The 16,169-nt window shown below is 71.8% G+C and carries 16 protein-coding genes and 1 pseudogene; 8 read left to right on the top strand and 9 right to left on the bottom strand.

Annotated features, from left to right (window positions below; translation table 11 throughout):
- Positions 1-654 (top strand): annotated as a pseudogene (locus ACWD5D_RS27750) (DEAD/DEAH box helicase); the annotation flags it as partial.
- Between the two features lie 155 nt (positions 655-809).
- Complete coding sequence (locus ACWD5D_RS27745; RefSeq protein ID WP_451375473.1) at positions 810-1,688, top strand: alpha/beta fold hydrolase; 879 nt, start codon at positions 810-812, stop codon at positions 1,686-1,688.
- Positions 1,689-1,785: 97 nt separating this feature from the next.
- Here ACWD5D_RS27745 and ACWD5D_RS27740 read toward each other — a convergent pair whose 3' ends face one another.
- Positions 1,786-2,691 (bottom strand): NYN domain-containing protein, encoded by a 906-nt coding sequence (locus ACWD5D_RS27740; RefSeq protein ID WP_451375493.1) that lies wholly within the window; start codon positions 2,689-2,691, stop codon positions 1,786-1,788.
- A 207-nt stretch (positions 2,692-2,898) separates the two neighbouring features.
- On the opposite strand from ACWD5D_RS27740, the gene ACWD5D_RS27735 reads away from it, so the two are divergent.
- Positions 2,899-3,051, top strand: coding sequence for a hypothetical protein (locus ACWD5D_RS27735; RefSeq protein WP_451375472.1), 153 nt, complete (start codon positions 2,899-2,901; stop codon positions 3,049-3,051).
- A 93-nt stretch (positions 3,052-3,144) separates the two neighbouring features.
- Here the strand turns inward: ACWD5D_RS27735 and ACWD5D_RS27730 are convergent, their stop codons facing one another.
- The 4 genes from ACWD5D_RS27730 to ACWD5D_RS27715 form a co-directional block, all read right to left on the bottom strand.
- Entirely contained in the window at positions 3,145-3,750 is a 606-nt protein-coding gene (locus tag ACWD5D_RS27730; protein WP_451375471.1) for a MarC family protein, read from the bottom strand.
- A gap of 135 nt (positions 3,751-3,885) precedes the next feature.
- Positions 3,886-4,743 (bottom strand): PHP domain-containing protein, encoded by an 858-nt coding sequence (locus ACWD5D_RS27725; RefSeq protein ID WP_451375470.1) that lies wholly within the window; start codon positions 4,741-4,743, stop codon positions 3,886-3,888.
- Positions 4,744-4,934: 191 nt separating this feature from the next.
- Positions 4,935-5,576 carry a DUF6758 family protein gene (locus tag ACWD5D_RS27720; protein WP_451375469.1) on the bottom strand — a complete coding sequence of 214 codons (642 nt, stop codon included), beginning with the start codon at positions 5,574-5,576 and terminating at the stop codon, positions 4,935-4,937.
- Between the two features lie 323 nt (positions 5,577-5,899).
- The gene (locus ACWD5D_RS27715; protein ID WP_451375468.1) at positions 5,900-6,484 is read right to left on the bottom strand and encodes a suppressor of fused domain protein; all 585 of its coding nucleotides are present in this window, start codon (positions 6,482-6,484) and stop codon (positions 5,900-5,902) included.
- Positions 6,485-6,946: 462 nt separating this feature from the next.
- On the opposite strand from ACWD5D_RS27715, the gene ACWD5D_RS27710 reads away from it, so the two are divergent.
- Together ACWD5D_RS27710 and ACWD5D_RS27705 are read left to right on the top strand one after the other, a co-directional pair.
- Entirely contained in the window at positions 6,947-8,071 is a 1,125-nt protein-coding gene (locus tag ACWD5D_RS27710; protein WP_451375467.1) for a magnesium and cobalt transport protein CorA, read from the top strand.
- A gap of 41 nt (positions 8,072-8,112) precedes the next feature.
- Positions 8,113-8,643, top strand: a complete 531-nt coding sequence (locus ACWD5D_RS27705; protein WP_451375466.1) for a hypothetical protein — start codon at positions 8,113-8,115, stop codon at positions 8,641-8,643.
- Positions 8,644-8,744: 101 nt separating this feature from the next.
- Here the strand turns inward: ACWD5D_RS27705 and ACWD5D_RS27700 are convergent, their stop codons facing one another.
- The gene (locus ACWD5D_RS27700; protein WP_451375465.1) at positions 8,745-9,482 is read right to left on the bottom strand and encodes a hypothetical protein; all 738 of its coding nucleotides are present in this window, start codon (positions 9,480-9,482) and stop codon (positions 8,745-8,747) included.
- Positions 9,483-9,682: 200 nt separating this feature from the next.
- Here ACWD5D_RS27700 and ACWD5D_RS27695 point away from each other — a divergent pair, with 200 nt between their 5' ends.
- The 3 genes from ACWD5D_RS27695 to ACWD5D_RS27685 are packed head-to-tail and all read left to right on the top strand — an operon-like array spanning position 9,683 to position 12,774.
- Entirely contained in the window at positions 9,683-10,984 is a 1,302-nt protein-coding gene (locus ACWD5D_RS27695; protein ID WP_451375464.1) for a magnesium transporter MgtE N-terminal domain-containing protein, read from the top strand.
- Complete coding sequence (locus tag ACWD5D_RS27690; RefSeq protein WP_451375463.1) at positions 10,974-11,597, top strand: DUF1003 domain-containing protein; 624 nt, start codon at positions 10,974-10,976, stop codon at positions 11,595-11,597. Before ACWD5D_RS27695 ends, ACWD5D_RS27690 begins: the two co-directional genes overlap by 11 nt.
- Positions 11,598-11,640: 43 nt before the next feature.
- On the top strand, positions 11,641-12,774 hold the full coding sequence (locus tag ACWD5D_RS27685) for an Mrp/NBP35 family ATP-binding protein (RefSeq protein WP_451375462.1): 1,134 nt from the start codon (positions 11,641-11,643) through the stop codon (positions 12,772-12,774).
- Between the two features lie 209 nt (positions 12,775-12,983).
- Here the strand turns inward: ACWD5D_RS27685 and ACWD5D_RS27680 are convergent, their stop codons facing one another.
- From ACWD5D_RS27680 to ACWD5D_RS27670, 3 genes are all read right to left on the bottom strand, one after another.
- Positions 12,984-13,655, bottom strand: a complete 672-nt coding sequence (locus ACWD5D_RS27680) for a hypothetical protein (RefSeq protein WP_451375461.1) — start codon at positions 13,653-13,655, stop codon at positions 12,984-12,986.
- Positions 13,656-13,890: 235 nt separating this feature from the next.
- Entirely contained in the window at positions 13,891-14,343 is a 453-nt protein-coding gene (locus ACWD5D_RS27675) for a sec-independent translocase (RefSeq protein WP_451375460.1), read from the bottom strand.
- Positions 14,344-14,428: 85 nt separating this feature from the next.
- Positions 14,429-16,123 (bottom strand): S1C family serine protease, encoded by a 1,695-nt coding sequence (locus ACWD5D_RS27670; RefSeq protein ID WP_451375492.1) that lies wholly within the window; start codon positions 16,121-16,123, stop codon positions 14,429-14,431.
- Positions 16,124-16,169 lie beyond the last annotated feature (46 nt).

The following is a 16,169-nucleotide window of genomic DNA, read 5'->3' as shown; positions in this document are numbered from 1 at the left end:
GAGGCCGCCGTCGACACCGCCGAAGGCACCGAGGCCAAGCCCCGCCGCACCACCCGCAAGAAGGCCGCCGCCGCACCGGAGACGGCCGAGACGGAGACCCCCGAGACCACGGCGACCACCGAGGCCAAGCCGCGCCGGACCCGCAAGACCGCCGCTGCCGCCGCTGCCGCCGAGGCCGCCGTCGACACCGCCGAAGGCACCGAGGCCAAGCCCCGCCGCACCACCCGCAAGAAGGCCGCCGCCGCACCGGAGACGGCCGAGACGGAGAGCCCCGAGACCACGGCGACCACCGAGGCCAAGCCGCGCCGGACCCGCAAGACCGCCGCCGCTGCCGCCGAGGCCGCCGTCGACACCGCCGAAGGCACCGAGGCCAAGCCCCGCCGCACCCGGAAGGCCGCTGCCGCCACGGTGGACGCGGTCGACGGGGCCGAGGTTGCCGCGCCCAAGGCACGGCGGACCCGCAAGGCCGTGGCCGAGGCGGCCGCTCCGGAGATTCCGGCGCAGGCCACCGAGGAGCCGGAGGCCAAGCCGCGCCGCCGTACCCGCAAGGCCACGGCGCCCGCTGCGGAGGCGGCCGGCGATGCCACCGAGGCGGCGCCCAAGCCGCGCCGGACGCGGAAGGCGGCGGCAGCCGTGGAGCCTTCCGAGGCCTGATCCGCACCGCCCGCCTCAGGGCATCGCCTGACCGACGGCCCGACCCCACACAGGGGTCGGGCCGTCGTCGTTGCACCACGAGCAGACCACCGCCCCGAACCGGGCCCCGCCCCCGCCCCCGCGACGGGTCGATGTCCGCCCGATAGCCTCTCCCCATGAGCAGGCCTGCCACCTTCGTCCCGCCCCCCGGTGCCCGTGCGTACTCCCTGCGGACCGCGCGCGGGGAGTTCGCCGTCGTCGACGCGCCGGTGGCCGACGGGGTCGAGCCCCGGGGCGTCGCGCTCCTGGTGCCGGGGTTCACGGGGAGCAAGGAGGACTTCAATCCGCTGCACGTGCCGTTGGCCGGGCGCGGGTACCGGACCGTGGCCGTGGACGGGCGGGGGCAGCACGAGTCGGACGGGCCGGAGCGGGACGAATCCGCTTACGCGCAGGCGGAGTTGGCGCGGGACCTGCTGGCCCAGGCGGAGGCGCTCGGGGAGCCGGTGCATCTGCTGGGGCACTCGCTCGGCGGCCAGATCTCACGCGCGGCCACGCTCCTCGACCACACCCCGTTCCGCTCGCTCACGCTCATGGCCTCCGGCCCGGCGCGGATCTCGGAGTCCCAGCAACAGCGCGTGAAGCTGCTGCGGGGCGCGCTCGCCGCGATGACGATGGCGGAGGTGTGGGAGGCGATCCAGGCGATGGAGACACCCGAGGAGACGTCCGCCGTCGAGCTCGACGGCGGCCTGGACGGCCGGGACGACCTGCGCCGTCGCTGGCTGTCCACCAAGCCGGCCCAACTCATCGCCACGGGGCACCAGTTGTGCGCCGAGCCGGACCGGGTCGGCGAACTGGCCGCCCTGCCGCTGCGGTTCCACGTCCTGTCGGGTGAACTGGACGACACCTGGCCGCTGATGCTGCTGGACGAGATGGCCGTACGACTGAGGGCCCGCCGGACGGTCATCGACGGCGCCGAGCACTCCCCCAACACCGACCGCCCCGCCGCGACGGCCCACGCCCTCGCCGACTTCTGGGACGAGACGGACCCGGCCTGACCACCGGGTCCGACCCTGGACAGGCGACACGGCCTGACCTCCGGCAGCCCGGCCACGACCCGCCGACGGGGCACTTGCTCCCGCGGGCGCTCCCGCGTCAGTACAGCGTCTGCAGCTGCCCCCAGAAGCCGTCCCGCAGGGCACGGCGGAGGTCGGCCTGGCCGCGCAGGGAGTACTGGAGGAGGTTCTCGGCCTCGACCAGGAGGTCCTGGTCGACGGAGCCGGGCAGGTAGGGGTGGCCGGGGAGCAGTTCGATCAGCGCCTCGCGGCCCCGGGCGGCCAGCCACTTCGCCGCGATCTGGGCGCCCACGAAGCGGACGTCCTCGCGGCTGGGCCGGGTCCCGGGACCGGTCTCGTACGCGGCGGCCGTGCGCCGGGAGACGTACGGCTTGAAGAACTCCAGGTCGAAGGTGCGCTGGCTGTCGACCTCCCAGAGCAGCGGCTCGGCCTGGTTGCGCCCCTCGGGTGCCTCGATGCCCCACAGGTGGACGCGGGCGCCGTAGCCCTGGGCCGCCTCCACGGCGGACACCAGGTCCTCGTCGCCGCCGAGCAGGGCCGCGTCGCTGATGGCGCGGTGGCGGGCCAGGGACTCCAGGTCGGTGCGGATGAGTGAGTCGACACCCTTCTGCTGGTTGTTGGCGTTGAGGTTGCCGAGGCGGACCTTGACGTCGGGCAGCTCGGCGATGGACTGCTGCTCGGCGGTGTGGATGCGGCGGCGGGCGCCGTCGTACCAGTAGACGCGCAGCAGGCGGCTGTCCGCGAAGATCGAGCGGGCCTTGTCGATGAGCGCGTCGATCAGGCCCTCGGCGTCGAGGTCGAAGGCGCGGCGGTCCTCCGTCCCGGCGACCAGCCGGCCCGCGGCCGCGTACAGGTAGCCCGCGTCGACGAAGATCGCGTGGGTGGAGGGCGTCTTCGCCACTTCGGCGAGCATGCGTTGCAGCAGCTCGTTGGTGTGGTCGATGCGGGCACCCAGGGCCGCCAGGTCGTCGTTCATCGCCTCCATTGTCCCGGTGGTCACGCTGCGAACACAACCGGTCCCGGTGAGTCCCGCAAGCGCTCCGAACCGGTCGGTAATTAGGCGTTCGAAAAATTTCTTTAGCGTAGGGAATGTTTGTAACCTGAAGCGCGTTGACTAGGTTCGGACACAGACGAGAAACCACGTCACATGAGTAGTTCTCCTCAGGAGGATGACCAGACGAAGGGAGAAGCCATGCGCTTCGAGATCATGCGACTCGACGAGGTCGACGGCACCACCGTGGACAGCACCGTCGTGGACGCCGCCTCCGTCAACGGGATCGTGCAGCAGGCCGCCGCCATCGGACAGCGCCTCTGGATCCGCCCGGCCGACACCACGGCTTCGTAACAGACGCGGAGCACCGCGGAAACTTCAGAGCCCCCGTACGGCACCGACGCCGTACGGGGGCTCTGCGTCTGCGAGGGCTCGGGCCCGGGGGCCTCAGGCGCCCTTGATCACCTGGGTGACGCCGTTGATGATCTGCTGCACGGCGATGGCGGAGAGCATCATGCCCGCGAGCCGCGTCACGAGGACCACGCCGCCGTCCTTGATGACCCGGATGATCAGCAGTGAGTACCGCATCACCAGCCAGAGCACGACATGGATCGCGAGGATCGCGGACCACACCGAGACCTGCATGGCCACACCGTCGGCCTTCTGCACGGCCAGGATCACGGACACGATCGCACCGGGCCCCGCCAGCAGCGGCATGCCCAGGGGCACGAGGGCGACGTTGACGTCCTTGGTCTGCTTCGGCTCGTCGGTCTTGCCGGTGAGCAGATCGAGCGCGATCAGCAGGAGCAGCAGACCACCCGCGATCATCAGCGCGGGGACGGAGACGTGCAGGTAGTCGAGGATCTGGTGGCCGAGGACACCGAAGACGGCGATGACTCCGCCGGCCACGCAGACGGCCTGGAAGGCCATCCGCTTCTGCACCTTGGCCGGCCGTCCGGCGGTCAGGGCGAGGAAGATCGGGGTGATCCCGGGGGGATCCATGATGACGAAAAGGGTCAGGAACAGGGAGCCGAAGACGGCGAAGTCGAACATGGTGATGGTGAGCCTTGCAGAACGGAGCGCCGCCGCGGGCGTGCGTTCCACAGGGCGGGACGCACGGGCACGGCGGGCTGTGCCGGGTGAGGGGGAAAGTGCCGGGGAAGACGGGCCGAACCGGTGACGGGGCGGTCAGATCCCGCCGGCACCCGGGACCGGGAACGCGCCGGTCGCCCGTCGGATGATCTCCCCGTACACCTCGGGATCCGTCGTGTACTCGCCGAGCGCCACGCTCTTGCGGCTGCCGTGGTAGTCCGAGGACCCGGTGACCAGCAGCCCCAGCTCCTTCGCGAGGCCACGCAGACGGTCCCGGGAGTCGGCGTCGTGGTCCATGTGGTCGACCTCGATGCCGTCCAGGCCGGCCGCGGCCATCTCGGCGATCGCGGACTCCGGGACCGTACGACCGCGCTTGGCGGCGGCCGGGTGCGCGAAGACGGCCACGCCACCCGCACCCTTGACCAGCCTGATCGCCTCGAAGGGGTCGGTCTCGTGCTTCGCCACGTAGGCCCGGCCGCCGTCGGCCAGCCACTGATCGGTGAAGGCGTCGCTCACCGTGGGCACCACGCCCAGCTCGACGAGCGCTGAGGCCACGTGCGGCCGCCCCACGGAGCCGCCGGCGGCGATCCGCTCGACCTGTTCCCAGGTGACCGGCACACCCAGCGCGTTCAGCTTGGCGACCATGCCCTGGGCCCGCGGCACCCGGTCGTCGCGCACCAGCTCACGCTCGGCGAGCAGCACGGGCTCCTCGGGGTCGAAGAGATAGGCCAGCATGTGCATGGAGATGCCGTCGATGCGGCACGACAGCTCGGCGCCGGTGACCAGCGTGAGCCCCTCGGGCAGCGCGGCGGTCGCCTCGGCGTACCCGCGAGTGGTGTCGTGATCGGTCAGCGCGACGACGTCCAGACCTGCCGCCGCGGCATTGCGCACCAGCTCGGCCGGGGTGTCCGTACCGTCGGAGGCCGTGGAGTGGCAGTGCAGATCGATGCGCACGACGCGGACTCCAGGAGGTGACGGAACGGATGGGGACACCCCAGGATAACGGGCGCGCGGCACTACCTGTCACACCCGCTCACGCCAAGAGCCCCCTACACACTCTTGTCCGGACGGCGCCACACACCCGCCGCGCGAACGGCGCGGGGAACCACGGGGAGACGGGAAACGGGGAGACGGGGAGACGGACCCTACGGCTTGAGCAAGCGCGGCGACAGCGCCCCGCACGGCACCAGGTCCAGCTCGGCCCCGGCGTCCCGCAGATCCGTCAGCACCAGCTCGTCGTACATGAGCAGCCCCGCCTGCTCCGGCCACATCACGGCCCACAGCCACATGCCCAGCGCCTCACCGGCGAACACGGCGCGGTCGTCCGGGGTCCCGGAGACGTGCCAGAGGGGGGTGGGACGCCCGGCGGCCAGGACCTTCGCCTGCGGCGGCTTCTCGACGTTCAGGTACGGTCCCGGGTCCGGGCCGTCGAGTCCCGCGTACCGCGCACCGAGCCCGACGCCCAGCTCCTCGGCGACCAGGATCAGCTCACCGGGACCGCCGAGCGGTCCGGGACCGGAGCAGGCCACGGCCGTCGCGCGCCCCCCACTGCGTTCGTCCCCGGCATAGCCCACACCGGTGAACAGCCATCCGACCGGCAGCGGCCACGGCATCCACACCGGAACCTGCGTGCGCTGCACCACGACGGTCAGGGCCTCGACGCTGGGCGGGATCACGGGCTGTAGCGGATACACCGGCCCGTGGATGTCGCACTGCCACGCGTCGGCGAAGAGTCCGGGAGCCCTGACCCGGCCACCACACCTCGGGCAACTGGGTTCGCCCCTCATAGGGCTCCACGGTCCTACCCCTGTCCCGTTACGTCAAGGACGATCACCCGACCGGCGGCGCGATGAAGCAGGAACCCACCCGAAGCCGCACGCCCGGCGGGTTCGGCGGGTTCGGCGGGTTCGGCGGGCGGAAGTCACCGGTGCACGACGCGGCACGGGGAGGCCGGAACCGCACGTCCTTCACTCGCGAAGCTTCGGGCCCGGAACACCTTCGCCGACGAGGCCGAGGAGCCGGAGGCGGCGCAGACCGCCGAGGACGGCGTCACCGTCTTTGCCAACTGGCCGATTCCACACTTGCGTTGGTGAGATCGGTCACGCGTCGATCAGTCCAGCGGGACGGATGTGCGGGCCGGGTCCCTCAGGTCCGTCCCGTTCGCGAGCCAGCGCTCCTGGAGGGCCTGCGCGCCGTGCACCCGCTTCCAGGCGGCCTCGTTCGGGGTCATCGGCAGCAGCGGCAGGAACCGTACGGGGTCCATCGGGGCGTCCAGTTCCAGATCCTCCACGAGCCCGCCCGGCTCGCCCACCAGGACCGAGGTGAAGGGGGCACCCGGCCACAGCGCGTCACCCACGTCCAGGGAAGCGCCGGGGACCACGACCACGCCCTCCACCTGCGGGGAAGCGCCGAGCACGGCGAGCGCGCGGAGCACCTTGTCGGTGTCGGCGAGGCCCGCGCGGACGGACAGGACGAGCTCGGCGCGGGGGCCCTTGACGGGGTCCGCGAGCATCGCGGTGGGGTCGGCCATGGGCTGCGCGGACATGCCGAGCGTGGCGTAGCGGACCACACCTTCCCCGTGGAAACGGAGCACCTCGATGCGGTCCGTGCCGAGGAAGGTGACCGCGGCGCGCGCGTCCGGCTCGCCCAGCGCGGTACTCAACCGCGCCTCGACCAGAGGAAGAACATCAACCATGCGGTGAGCATAGATCTCGTCAGCGACAGGCAAAGCGGCACCTTGACACCATGGGCGACTGCTACGCTGAGCCGGTGGTTCGGGGCAGCACGCAGAAGCGTCGCTATCGAGTCCCGGCACCACCGACGAGACTCCCTTACGAGGGACCGGCCGGAGGAGGTGGGGCTGTCATGGATCGAAGTCGACCTGGTAGTACCACTCGCTCTTCCCGCCGCTGATGTAATTTCTGGCCGGCTGCCGCCTTCACGTTCGCGTCATCGTTCGGAAGAGCACTTCGTTTCGCTTTGCCTGATCTGTCTGATCTGAATCAGTTCTGCATCAGCGGCGAAGTCGCCACCGCGACGGTGCGGTGCTCCCCGCTTTGTGGACGTGCCAAACATCCGTGCACAGGACGTCCCCATTCCGGGTAGTTCCAACCGTCGCCGGTCCCGCTTCGCCGCCCGCCCGCGAAGGAGCCTGCCCATGTCGATGATCCGCGACCTGCGCGCCGTGGTCCGCCCGTCGTCCCGTCCGTCCCTGCGCAAGGAGACGAACGCGTCGTACGACACCACCCGCGACCCCGCGACGCCCTCGGCCGTCGTCGACTGCGCCGTCTACCGCGACGGCGCCCGCCTGGAGAGCGCCAGGGCGCTGACGCCGCAGGAGGCGCTGCGGCTGGTGCGCCGTGACGGCGGGTTCGTGTGGATCGGCCTGCACGAGCCGACCGAGGCGGAGTTCGCGGGTATCGCCGGCGAGTTCGGGCTGCACCCGCTGGCCGTCGAGGACGCGGTGCAGGCGCACCAGCGGCCGAAGCTGGAGCGGTACGACGACTCGCTGTTCACCGTGTTCAAGACGATCCACTACGTCGAGCACGACGAACTGACCGCCAACAGCGAGGTGGTCGAGACCGGCGAGGTGATGTGCTTCACCGGCCGGGACTTCTTCATCACCGTCCGGCACGGCGGGCAGGGGTCCCTGCGGGCGCTGCGCCACCGGCTCCAGGACGACCCGGAGTTGCTCGCCAAGGGGCCCTCGGCGGTGCTGCACGCCATCGCGGACCATGTCGTGGACGGCTACCTCGCGGTCGCCGACGCGGTGCAGGACGACATCGACGAGGTGGAGACCGAGGTCTTCTCCCCGGGCCGCAAAGGCGGGGTGTCGCGTGGTGTGGACTCGGCGCGGATCTACCAGCTCAAGCGTGAGGTGCTGGAGTTCAAGCGGGCGGTGACCCCGCTGCTGCGGCCGATGGAGCTGCTGAGCGAGCGGCCGATGCGGCTGATCGACCCGGACATCCAGAAGTACTTCCGGGACGTCGCCGACCATGTGGCCCGGGTGCACGAGCAGGTGGTGGGCTTCGACGAGCTGCTGAACTCCATCCTCCAGGCCAACCTGGCGCAGGCGTCGGTCGCGCAGAACGAGGACATGCGCAAGATCACCGCGTGGGCGGCGATCATCGCCGTGCCGACCATGGTGTGCGGTGTGTACGGCATGAACTTCAAGCACATGCCCGAGCTGCACTGGCGGTACGGCTACCCGGTGATCATGGGGATCACGTTCGCGCTGTGTCTCGGCATCCACCGCACGCTGAAGCGCAACGGCTGGCTGTGAGGGGCCGCCGGGGCGGTGGCGGGGCTGGATAGGCTGGACGTATGACAAGCGAGCTGCTCGACCAGGCCCTTCTCGACCTGGCTCTCGTCGAGGAGGCCACGAAGAAGTCCGGCCTCGTCTGGGTGCGGGGTGCCGGGGCGCCTGCCGCGCGTGCGCTGTGGCACGTGTGGCACGAGGGCGCGGTGTGCCTGGTCGGCGACGGTCCCGGTGAGCAGCCCCTGCCCGGCCTCACCGCCGGCGGCTCGGCCGAGGTGACCGTGCGCGGCAAGGACAAGGGCGGCCGCCTCGTCTCCTGGCAGGCCACCGTCTCCGAGCTGTCTGCGGGCTCCCCCGAGTGGGACTCGGCGGTCGCCGAGCTGAAGGGCAAGCGCCTCAACGCCCCCGACAGCGAGGTGATGCCGGCCCGCTGGGCCCGCGAGTGCAGAGTGCTCCGCCTGACCCCGACGGGCTCCGTGGCCCCGCTGCCCTCCGGCAGCCTGGCAGAACGCCCCCTGCCCTCCCCGGCGACGACCCGCCGGCCGATCCCGGCCGCCCTGCCGAAGCTTCTGGCGAAGCGCCGCAAGAAGAGGTAGCGGGCGGGGCGGGGAAACACGCGGGGCGGGGGCCGGCCCGGCGCCGGTCCCCGTCACGCACTCCGTGGCGGAGGGGGCTGCCGTTGCGGAGGGGCGCCGGGTCAGGACGTCGGAAGTTGCTGGCCGTAGTCGACGGTGTCGGACTTCGCGGGTTCGCTGACGGGGAAGTCCTTGCCCCAGTCCGAGAAGCTGAGGGTGCCCGCGGAACCGGCGCGCACCAGCAGGAGCGGATACGGCTTGCCTTCGAGGGAGACGTCGAGGGTGCCGCCGGAGCCGTTGTCGCCGGTGACGCGGATGGTGCGGACGCCCGACCGGGTGTGGTGGCCGTCGGTCGAGAGCTTGCCGTGCAGGGTCAGCAGGCCGGAGAGGAGGACGTCCTTGTCCGTGAAACCGCTGAACTTCTTGTAGGCCGGGTCCCCTTGCGGCACCTTCACGTACTTGCCCTCCAGCTTGCCGCCCGCCGACGTGTCCTGACCGTGGCTCCAGAAGTCGGAGTCGGCCTTCAGGAACAGCTGCTCGCCGACCCGGAGCAGCCGGAACGTCCCGCCCTTCGAGGTGACCGAGCCGGTCCCGCCGTCGTCCTTCAGCCGCATGTCCAGCGTGTAGGTCAGCCCGCTCGTGACCACGGTCCCGGACAGCCGCACCGCGGACGCCGCGTCCGCCGCCGCCCGCGTCTGCGCCTGGATCTTGTCCGCGGGCAGCTTGCCCACCCCGTTCGTCCCGGCGTCGGGGTCGTCCGAGCCGCACCCCGTCAGCGCGACCGTCCCCGTCACGGCCAGCGCACATGTCGCGGCCACCCACGTGGTCCGGCGGGTTCGGCCCTGGGGAATCACAGTCACAGGTGGGGTTGCCTTTCTGACGGTTCCGTAGCGGCGTACGGCAGCGTACCGGGGCCCCGCACACCCCGTGGAGCCAGTCCGTCCGGACCGCTCACCAGGGCGTATCCGATCAGTACGGGCTAGCCTGATTCGCACGCGAGAGGGCAATCACGAGCAATCTGCACAATCACTACGCATCCCCACGCAAAGGAAGCACAGTCATGGCAGCCGGCGCCCCCCGGATCTTCGTCTCGCACCTCGCCGGGGCCCCCGTCTTCGATCCGACCGGCGACCAGGTGGGTCGCTTGCGCGACGTCGTCGTCATGCTGCGCGTCGCGCGGCGGCCGCCGCGCGTGCTCGGGCTGGTCGTCGAACTGTCCACCCGGCGCCGCATCTTCCTGCCCATGACCAGGGTGAGCGGCATCGACTCCGGCCAGGTCATCTCCACCGGCGTCGTCAACGTGCGCCGCTTCGAGCAGCGCCCCACCGAGCGCCTCGTCTTCGGTGAACTGCTGGACCGGCGCGTGCGGCTGGTGGAGACGGACGAGGAGGTCACCGTCCTCGACCTGTCCGTGCAGCAGCTGCCCGCCCGCCGGGACTGGGAGATCGACCGGGTCTTCGTGCGCAAGGGCAAAAAGGGCGGCGCCTTCCGGCGGGCCAAGGGCGAGACGCTGACCGTCGAGTGGTCGGCGGTCACCGGTTTCTCCCTGGAGGAGCACGGACAGGGCGCCGAGAGCCTGCTCGCCACCTTCGAGCAGTTGCGCCCCGCCGACCTCGCCAACGTCCTGCACCACCTCTCCGCCAAGCGCCGCGCCGAGGTCGCCGCCGCCCTGGACGACGACCGCCTGGCGGACGTCCTGGAGGAGCTGCCCGAGGACGACCAGATCGAGATCCTCGGCAAGCTGAAGGAGGAGCGCGCCGCCGACATCCTGGAGGCCATGGACCCGGACGACGCGGCCGACCTGCTCTCCGAGCTGCCCGAGGAGGACAAGGAGCGGCTGCTGGGCCTGATGCAGCCCGCCGACGCGGCCGAGATGCGGCGCCTGATGTCGTACGAGGAGCACACCGCGGGCGGTCTGATGACCACCGAGCCGATCGTGCTGCGCCCGGACGCCACGGTCGCCGACGCGCTGGCCCGGGTCCGCAACGCCGACCTGTCGCCCGCGCTCGCCGCCCAGGTCTACGTCTGCCGCCCGCCGGACGAGACGCCGACCGGCAAGTTCCTCGGCACCGTCCACTTCCAGCGGCTGCTGCGCGACCCCCCGTACACCCTGGTCAGCTCACTGGTCGGCGAGGACGACCTGACCCCCCTGGAGCCGGACGCCACCCTGCCGTTGATCGCCGGGTTCTTCGCCACGTACGACATGGTGGCCGCGCCCGTGGTCGACGAGTCCGGCTCGCTGCTGGGCGCGGTGACCGTCGACGACGTACTGGACCACATGCTGCCCGACGACTGGCGGGAGACGGAGTTCCACCTGAACGACGAGGAGACCGGCCAGGGGGCTGGTGGCCATGCCTCCTGAGCGCGACGGCATCCGCGAGAGCCCCCGCGAACGCACCGCGTCGGGCGCGACCGCCAGCGGCCGGCCGCGCGCCCCCCGCCTGGACCAGCCGCGCCCGCGCCGCCCCCGGTACCTGCCCGAGTGGGACCCGGAGGCCTTCGGCCGGCTCTCGGAGAAGATCGCCCGCTTCCTGGGCACGGGCCGCTTCCTCGTCTGGATGACCGTCGTCATCATCATGTGGGTGCTCTGGAACGTCGTCGCCCCGGTGCCCCTGCGCTTCGACCAGTACCCGTTCATCTTCCTGACCCTGATGCTGTCCCTCCAGGCCTCCTACGCGGCCCCGCTGATCCTGCTCGCGCAGAACAGGCAGGACGACCGCGACCGGGTCAACCTGGAGCAGGACCGCAAGCAGAACGAGCGGTCCATCGCCGACACCGAGTACCTGACCCGGGAGGTCGCCGCGCTGCGCATGGGCCTGGGGGAGGTGGCCACCCGCGACTGGATGCGCTCCGAGCTGCAGGACCTGGTCAGGGAGCTGGAGGAGGTCCGGAGCCGCGACGGGCACCCCGGCCAGGTGGTATTCCCGGCGGAACGGGCAGACCGGCCTCCCGGACGTGACGCAGACGACCGTTGAGGGGCTACCCGGGGGCCCATGGGCGCGCCGTACCATCGACCTTATGGCTACGGAAGACGCGGTGCGCGAGGCACTGGCGACGGTGAACGACCCCGAGATCAACCGACCCATCACCGAACTGGGGATGGTCAAATCGGTGGAGATCGGCGCGGACGGATCGGTCGCGGTGACCGTGTACCTGACCGTCTCCGGCTGTCCCATGCGCGACACCATCACCCAGCGCGTGACCGACGCGGTCTCCCGGATCGAGGGCGTCACCCGCGTCGACGTCACGCTGGACGTGATGAGCGACGAGCAGCGCAAGGAACTGACGAACGCCCTGCGCGGCGGCCAGGCCGAGCGCGAGGTCCCCTTCGCCAAGCCGGGCAGCCTCACCCGCGTCTACGCGGTCGCCTCCGGCAAGGGCGGCGTCGGCAAGTCCTCGGTGACGGTGAACCTGGCGGCCGCCATGGCCGCCGACGGTCTGAAGGTCGGTGTCGTGGACGCCGACATCTACGGCCACAGCGTGCCGCGCATGCTGGGCGCCGACGGCCGTCCCACCCAGGTCGAGAACATGATCATGCCGCCCTCCGCCAACGGCGTGAAGGTCATCTCCATCGGCATGTTCACCCCGGGCAACGCGCCGGTCGTCTGGCGCGGCCCGATGCTGCACCGCGCGCTCCAGCAGTTCCTCGCGGACGTCTACTGGGGCGACCTCGACGTCCTGCTCCTGGACCTGCCGCCCGGCACCGGTGACATCGCCATCTCCGTCGCCCAGTTGGTCCCCAACGCCGAGATCCTGGTCGTCACCACGCCGCAGCAGGCGGCGGCCGAGGTCGCCGAGCGCGCCGGTTCCATCGCCGTCCAGACCCACCAGAAGATCGTCGGCGTGGTCGAGAACATGTCCGGCCTGCCCTGCCCGCACTGCGGCGAGATGGTCGACGTCTTCGGCACGGGCGGCGGCCAGACGGTCGCCGACGGCCTCACCCGCACCACGGGTACGACGGTCCCGGTCCTCGGCAGCATCCCCATCGACGTCCGCCTCCGCGAGGGCGGCGACGAGGGCAAGCCGGTCGTCCTGACCGACCCCGACTCCCCCGCCGGCTCCGCCCTGCGCGCCATCGCGGGCAAGCTGGGCGGCCGCCAGCGCGGCCTGTCGGGCCTGTCGCTGGGGATCACCCCGAAGAACAAGTTCTGAAGCAGGCCCAGGGGGCCAGGGGCCCAGGGGTGCGGGGCTGTGCTGATATGCGGCTCCGCCGCGATGGGGGTCCCCCCGCTCGAGCGAAGTCGAGAGTGGGGGGGCGGCCGGCCACGGCGGGACCGCGGCCCCGGCCGCCCGACGGGACAAGGTCCTACGACGAAGGGACGCCGGAACACCGGCACCCCTTCTCCGCTGAGCCCGGTCGGCTAGGCGTACGCGGTGATGTCCTTCACGACGGCGAAACCGAGCCCGTACGCGCTCATCCCCCGCCCGTAGGCCCCCAGATGCACGCCCGCCTCGGCCGCCCCGGCCAGCACCCACCCGAACTCCGACTCCCGGTAGTGGAACGGCGTGGCCACCCCGTCCACCGGAAGCGAGAGCCTCGACCACTCGGGCCCCTCGATGTCGTCGGCCAGAGCCCACGCGGTCTCCGTCTGCTGCTCCAGCCAGTCGTCCCGCAGGCTGTGGTCCATCTGACCGGGCCAGGTGAAGGACAGCAGCCCCACACCGGCCAGCCAGGCCGCCGAGGACACGGTCGTCGCCTCCAGCAGCCCCGTGCCGTCGGCGCTGCGCCGGGACGGGTTCGCGGGCACGGTGACGACCACCGCGAACTTCTCCCGCGGATCCGCCGAGGACGCGGCCGTGTGCTCGTTGCGCACGGAGGGCTCGTCGCCGTGCCCGATCGACCCGTGCTCCACGGCCCCGTCCGCCGCCGTACCGACCTGCATCAGCCAGCGCGGCCCCGTGAACGCCTCGTCGAGGCCGTACCAGGGGAAGGGCGCCTGCAGGTAGCCGTCGACCGTGCGCCAGGCGGTGGGGTACTCCTGTCCGCCCGCCGCGCCCGGCGTCTGTGCGCCCACCCGACTCGTCGTCTCCATGCCCGGACGCCTCCTCGCTCTCGTCGGACCGGAGTGGCCCGCCCCCCTACGGGCGTACTGTCCGATCCGCACAACAACTCGGCAGCATATCCACACCGCTGGAGGCAGCCGGGAAATCACCCGTCGCGTGGGTCGCTCAAGGAGCCTGTTCGCGGCGCACACGGCAAGTGCGCACTGTGAAACGCGTCACGTACACCGCGTCACGCGCACCGTGCGGTCCGCGTGTCGGGATCGGCTAAGTGGCGTCGTGGTCGAAGGGCGGACGTTCGCCCTTGCCCAGTTCCTCGGGCTTCTTGGTCATGTCGATACGCCCACCGGACGAGGACGCCGAAGAGGCGGCCGAAGAAGACGCGGAGGCGGCGGTCCCGCTGCCGTTGACCGCGTCCGTGACCTCGGCCATCTCCTTCTTCAGGTCGAAGCCGTTGCGGATCTCCTTGAGCCCCAGCTCGTCGTTGTCCAGCTGCTTGCGCAGGAACGCCTTGGGGTTGAGGTCCTCGAAGTCGAAGTCCTTGAACTCGGGTCCCAGCTCCTCGCGGATGTCCTGCTTGGCGCTCTCCGAGAACTCCCGGATCTTCCGGATCGTCCGCATCGTGTCTTGGATGAACTTCGGGAGCTTGTCCGGGCCGAAGACGAGCACGGCGAGGACGATGAGCGTCACCAGCTCGAGGGGCCCTATGTCATTGAACACCTGAAAGCTCCTTGCGATGTCCTCGGTCGCTCCACGGTACCCGGCGTACCTGTCCGACCGGTACCGTCCCATGGTGAGACTTGTGTCAGTTCTGCTCCGACGCGCCCAGCTCGAGCGGAACCTGACGTTCGGCACTCCCGTGTTCCACGGTGAGACTCAGCTGGTCGCCGGGCCGGTGGGCGCGGATCTTGATGATCAGCTCCTCGCCCGAGTGGACGCGCTGCCCGTCGACCTCGGTGATGACGTCGCCGGCGCGCAGGCCGGCCCGTGCGCCGGGGCCGCCGCGGGTGACGGCGGGGCCGCCGCCCGCGCCCTTCGTGTCGATACGGGCGCCGTCGCCGGTGTAGGCCATGTCGAGGGTCACGCCGATCACGGGGTGGGTCGCGTGCCCCTTGTTGATCAGCTCCTCGGCGACGCGCCTGGCCTGGTTGACCGGGATGGCGAAGCCGAGGCCTATGGAGCCGGCCTGGCCCTCGCCCGAGTCCGAGCCGCTGTCGGCCGAACGGATGGCGGAGTTGATGCCGATGACCTGGGCGCGGGCGTCGAGGAGCGGGCCGCCTGAGTTGCCCGGGTTGATCGGCGCGTCGGTCTGCAGCGCGTCGACGTAGCTGACGTCGCTTCCGTCGCCCTTCTCGCCACCGGCCGTGATGGGCCGTTCCTTGGCGCTGATGATCCCGGAGGTGACGGTGTTGGCCAGGTCGAAGGGGGCACCGATGGCGACGACGGGGTCGCCGACCTGGACGTCGTCGGAGTTGCCGAGGGTCAGGGGGGTGAGCCCGCGGACGCCGGTGACCCGGACGACGGCGAGGTCGTAGCCGGTGTCACGGCCGACGACCTTCGCCTTGGCGGTCTCGCCGCTGCTGAACGTCACGGATATCTCGCCGCCGGACGCGGCGGGCTCGACGACGTGGTTGTTGGTGAGGATGTGCCCGCGCCCGTCGAGTACGAAGCCGGTGCCGGTGCCCGCCTCGTCGTTCCCCCTGACGTGCAGGGTGACGACGCTGGGCAGGGCGCGCGCCGCGATTCCGGCAACGCTGCCCGGGGCCCGCCCGGCAGGAGCCCCGACCGCCTGCGGCAGGTGGACCTCCCCGATTCCCTCCCGCTCGACATAGGCGCCGACGAACCCTCCGGTCGCGCCCGCAACGACGGTGACCATCAAGGTCCACCCGAGGAGAAGCCGCCACGCACGGCGCTTGCGCTGCTTGACCGTGAGCACGGCGGCACCGGTCTGCTGAAGCGGCGCCTGCCCACTGCGCTGCTGCGACGGAGTCCCGGCGGCCCAGGGGTCGTACGGCCGCTCGGCCCCGACACCGGGCGCGGCGGACGCGGGGGACGCCGCCGGCATGACGGGCGGGAGGGCGGCACCGGAGACCTGCGCGGACGCGGGGGCCTCAGCCGGGGCGGCGGGCTGCGCCTGGGCAGGGCCCTGCGTCGGGGCGAGGGCCGGCTCCAGGGGCGCGACGGGCCCGCTCGGGGGGATGGGCCCGCTCGGGGGGATGGGCGCGGGCGGGACGGGGTCCACCGGCGCGGGTGCCTGCGGCGCGGCGGGCGCGGGTGCCTGCGGCGCGGCGGGCGCGGGTACGGGCGTCGTGGCCTGAGGCGGTACGACCGTCCCCTGGGCCGGTGTCGCCGCCGGGTGCTGGACCGGGGGTGCGGGGGCCCAGGGGCCCGGCTCGCCGTACGGCGGGGTGCTGTAGGGATCGGGGTCGTGCAGGGGCCTGAGCCGCTCGGCGGCGGACGCGCCACCCCCGGCCCCAGCCGCCACCGGCTCTGCCGCCACAGTTCCGAACAGGGGCTGCCCACCACCGGCAGACTGCTCGGCATCG

It is taken from the genome of Streptomyces sp. NPDC002520 (assembly GCF_053595235.1).
Note: the sequence above shows the minus strand (reverse complement) of the source record. Positions and strands in the feature narration are given on the sequence as shown.

Excerpts from the sequence above, each read along its gene's own strand:
- ACWD5D_RS27745 (WP_451375473.1), top strand. The coding sequence starts at position 810 with ATGAGCAGGCCTGCCACCTTCGTCCCGCCCCCCGGTGCCCGTGCGTAC.
- ACWD5D_RS27740 (WP_451375493.1), bottom strand. The coding sequence starts at position 2,691 with ATGGAGGCGATGAACGACGACCTGGCGGCCCTGGGTGCCCGCATCGAC.
- ACWD5D_RS27735 (WP_451375472.1), top strand. The coding sequence starts at position 2,899 with ATGCGCTTCGAGATCATGCGACTCGACGAGGTCGACGGCACCACCGTG.
- ACWD5D_RS27730 (WP_451375471.1), bottom strand. The coding sequence starts at position 3,750 with ATGTTCGACTTCGCCGTCTTCGGCTCCCTGTTCCTGACCCTTTTCGTC.
- ACWD5D_RS27720 (WP_451375469.1), bottom strand. The coding sequence starts at position 5,576 with ATGAGGGGCGAACCCAGTTGCCCGAGGTGTGGTGGCCGGGTCAGGGCT.
- ACWD5D_RS27715 (WP_451375468.1), bottom strand. The coding sequence starts at position 6,484 with ATGGTTGATGTTCTTCCTCTGGTCGAGGCGCGGTTGAGTACCGCGCTG.
- ACWD5D_RS27710 (WP_451375467.1), top strand. The coding sequence starts at position 6,947 with ATGTCGATGATCCGCGACCTGCGCGCCGTGGTCCGCCCGTCGTCCCGT.
- ACWD5D_RS27705 (WP_451375466.1), top strand. The coding sequence starts at position 8,113 with ATGACAAGCGAGCTGCTCGACCAGGCCCTTCTCGACCTGGCTCTCGTC.
- ACWD5D_RS27695 (WP_451375464.1), top strand. The coding sequence starts at position 9,683 with ATGGCAGCCGGCGCCCCCCGGATCTTCGTCTCGCACCTCGCCGGGGCC.
- ACWD5D_RS27690 (WP_451375463.1), top strand. The coding sequence starts at position 10,974 with ATGCCTCCTGAGCGCGACGGCATCCGCGAGAGCCCCCGCGAACGCACC.
- ACWD5D_RS27685 (WP_451375462.1), top strand. The coding sequence starts at position 11,641 with ATGGCTACGGAAGACGCGGTGCGCGAGGCACTGGCGACGGTGAACGAC.
- ACWD5D_RS27680 (WP_451375461.1), bottom strand. The coding sequence starts at position 13,655 with ATGGAGACGACGAGTCGGGTGGGCGCACAGACGCCGGGCGCGGCGGGC.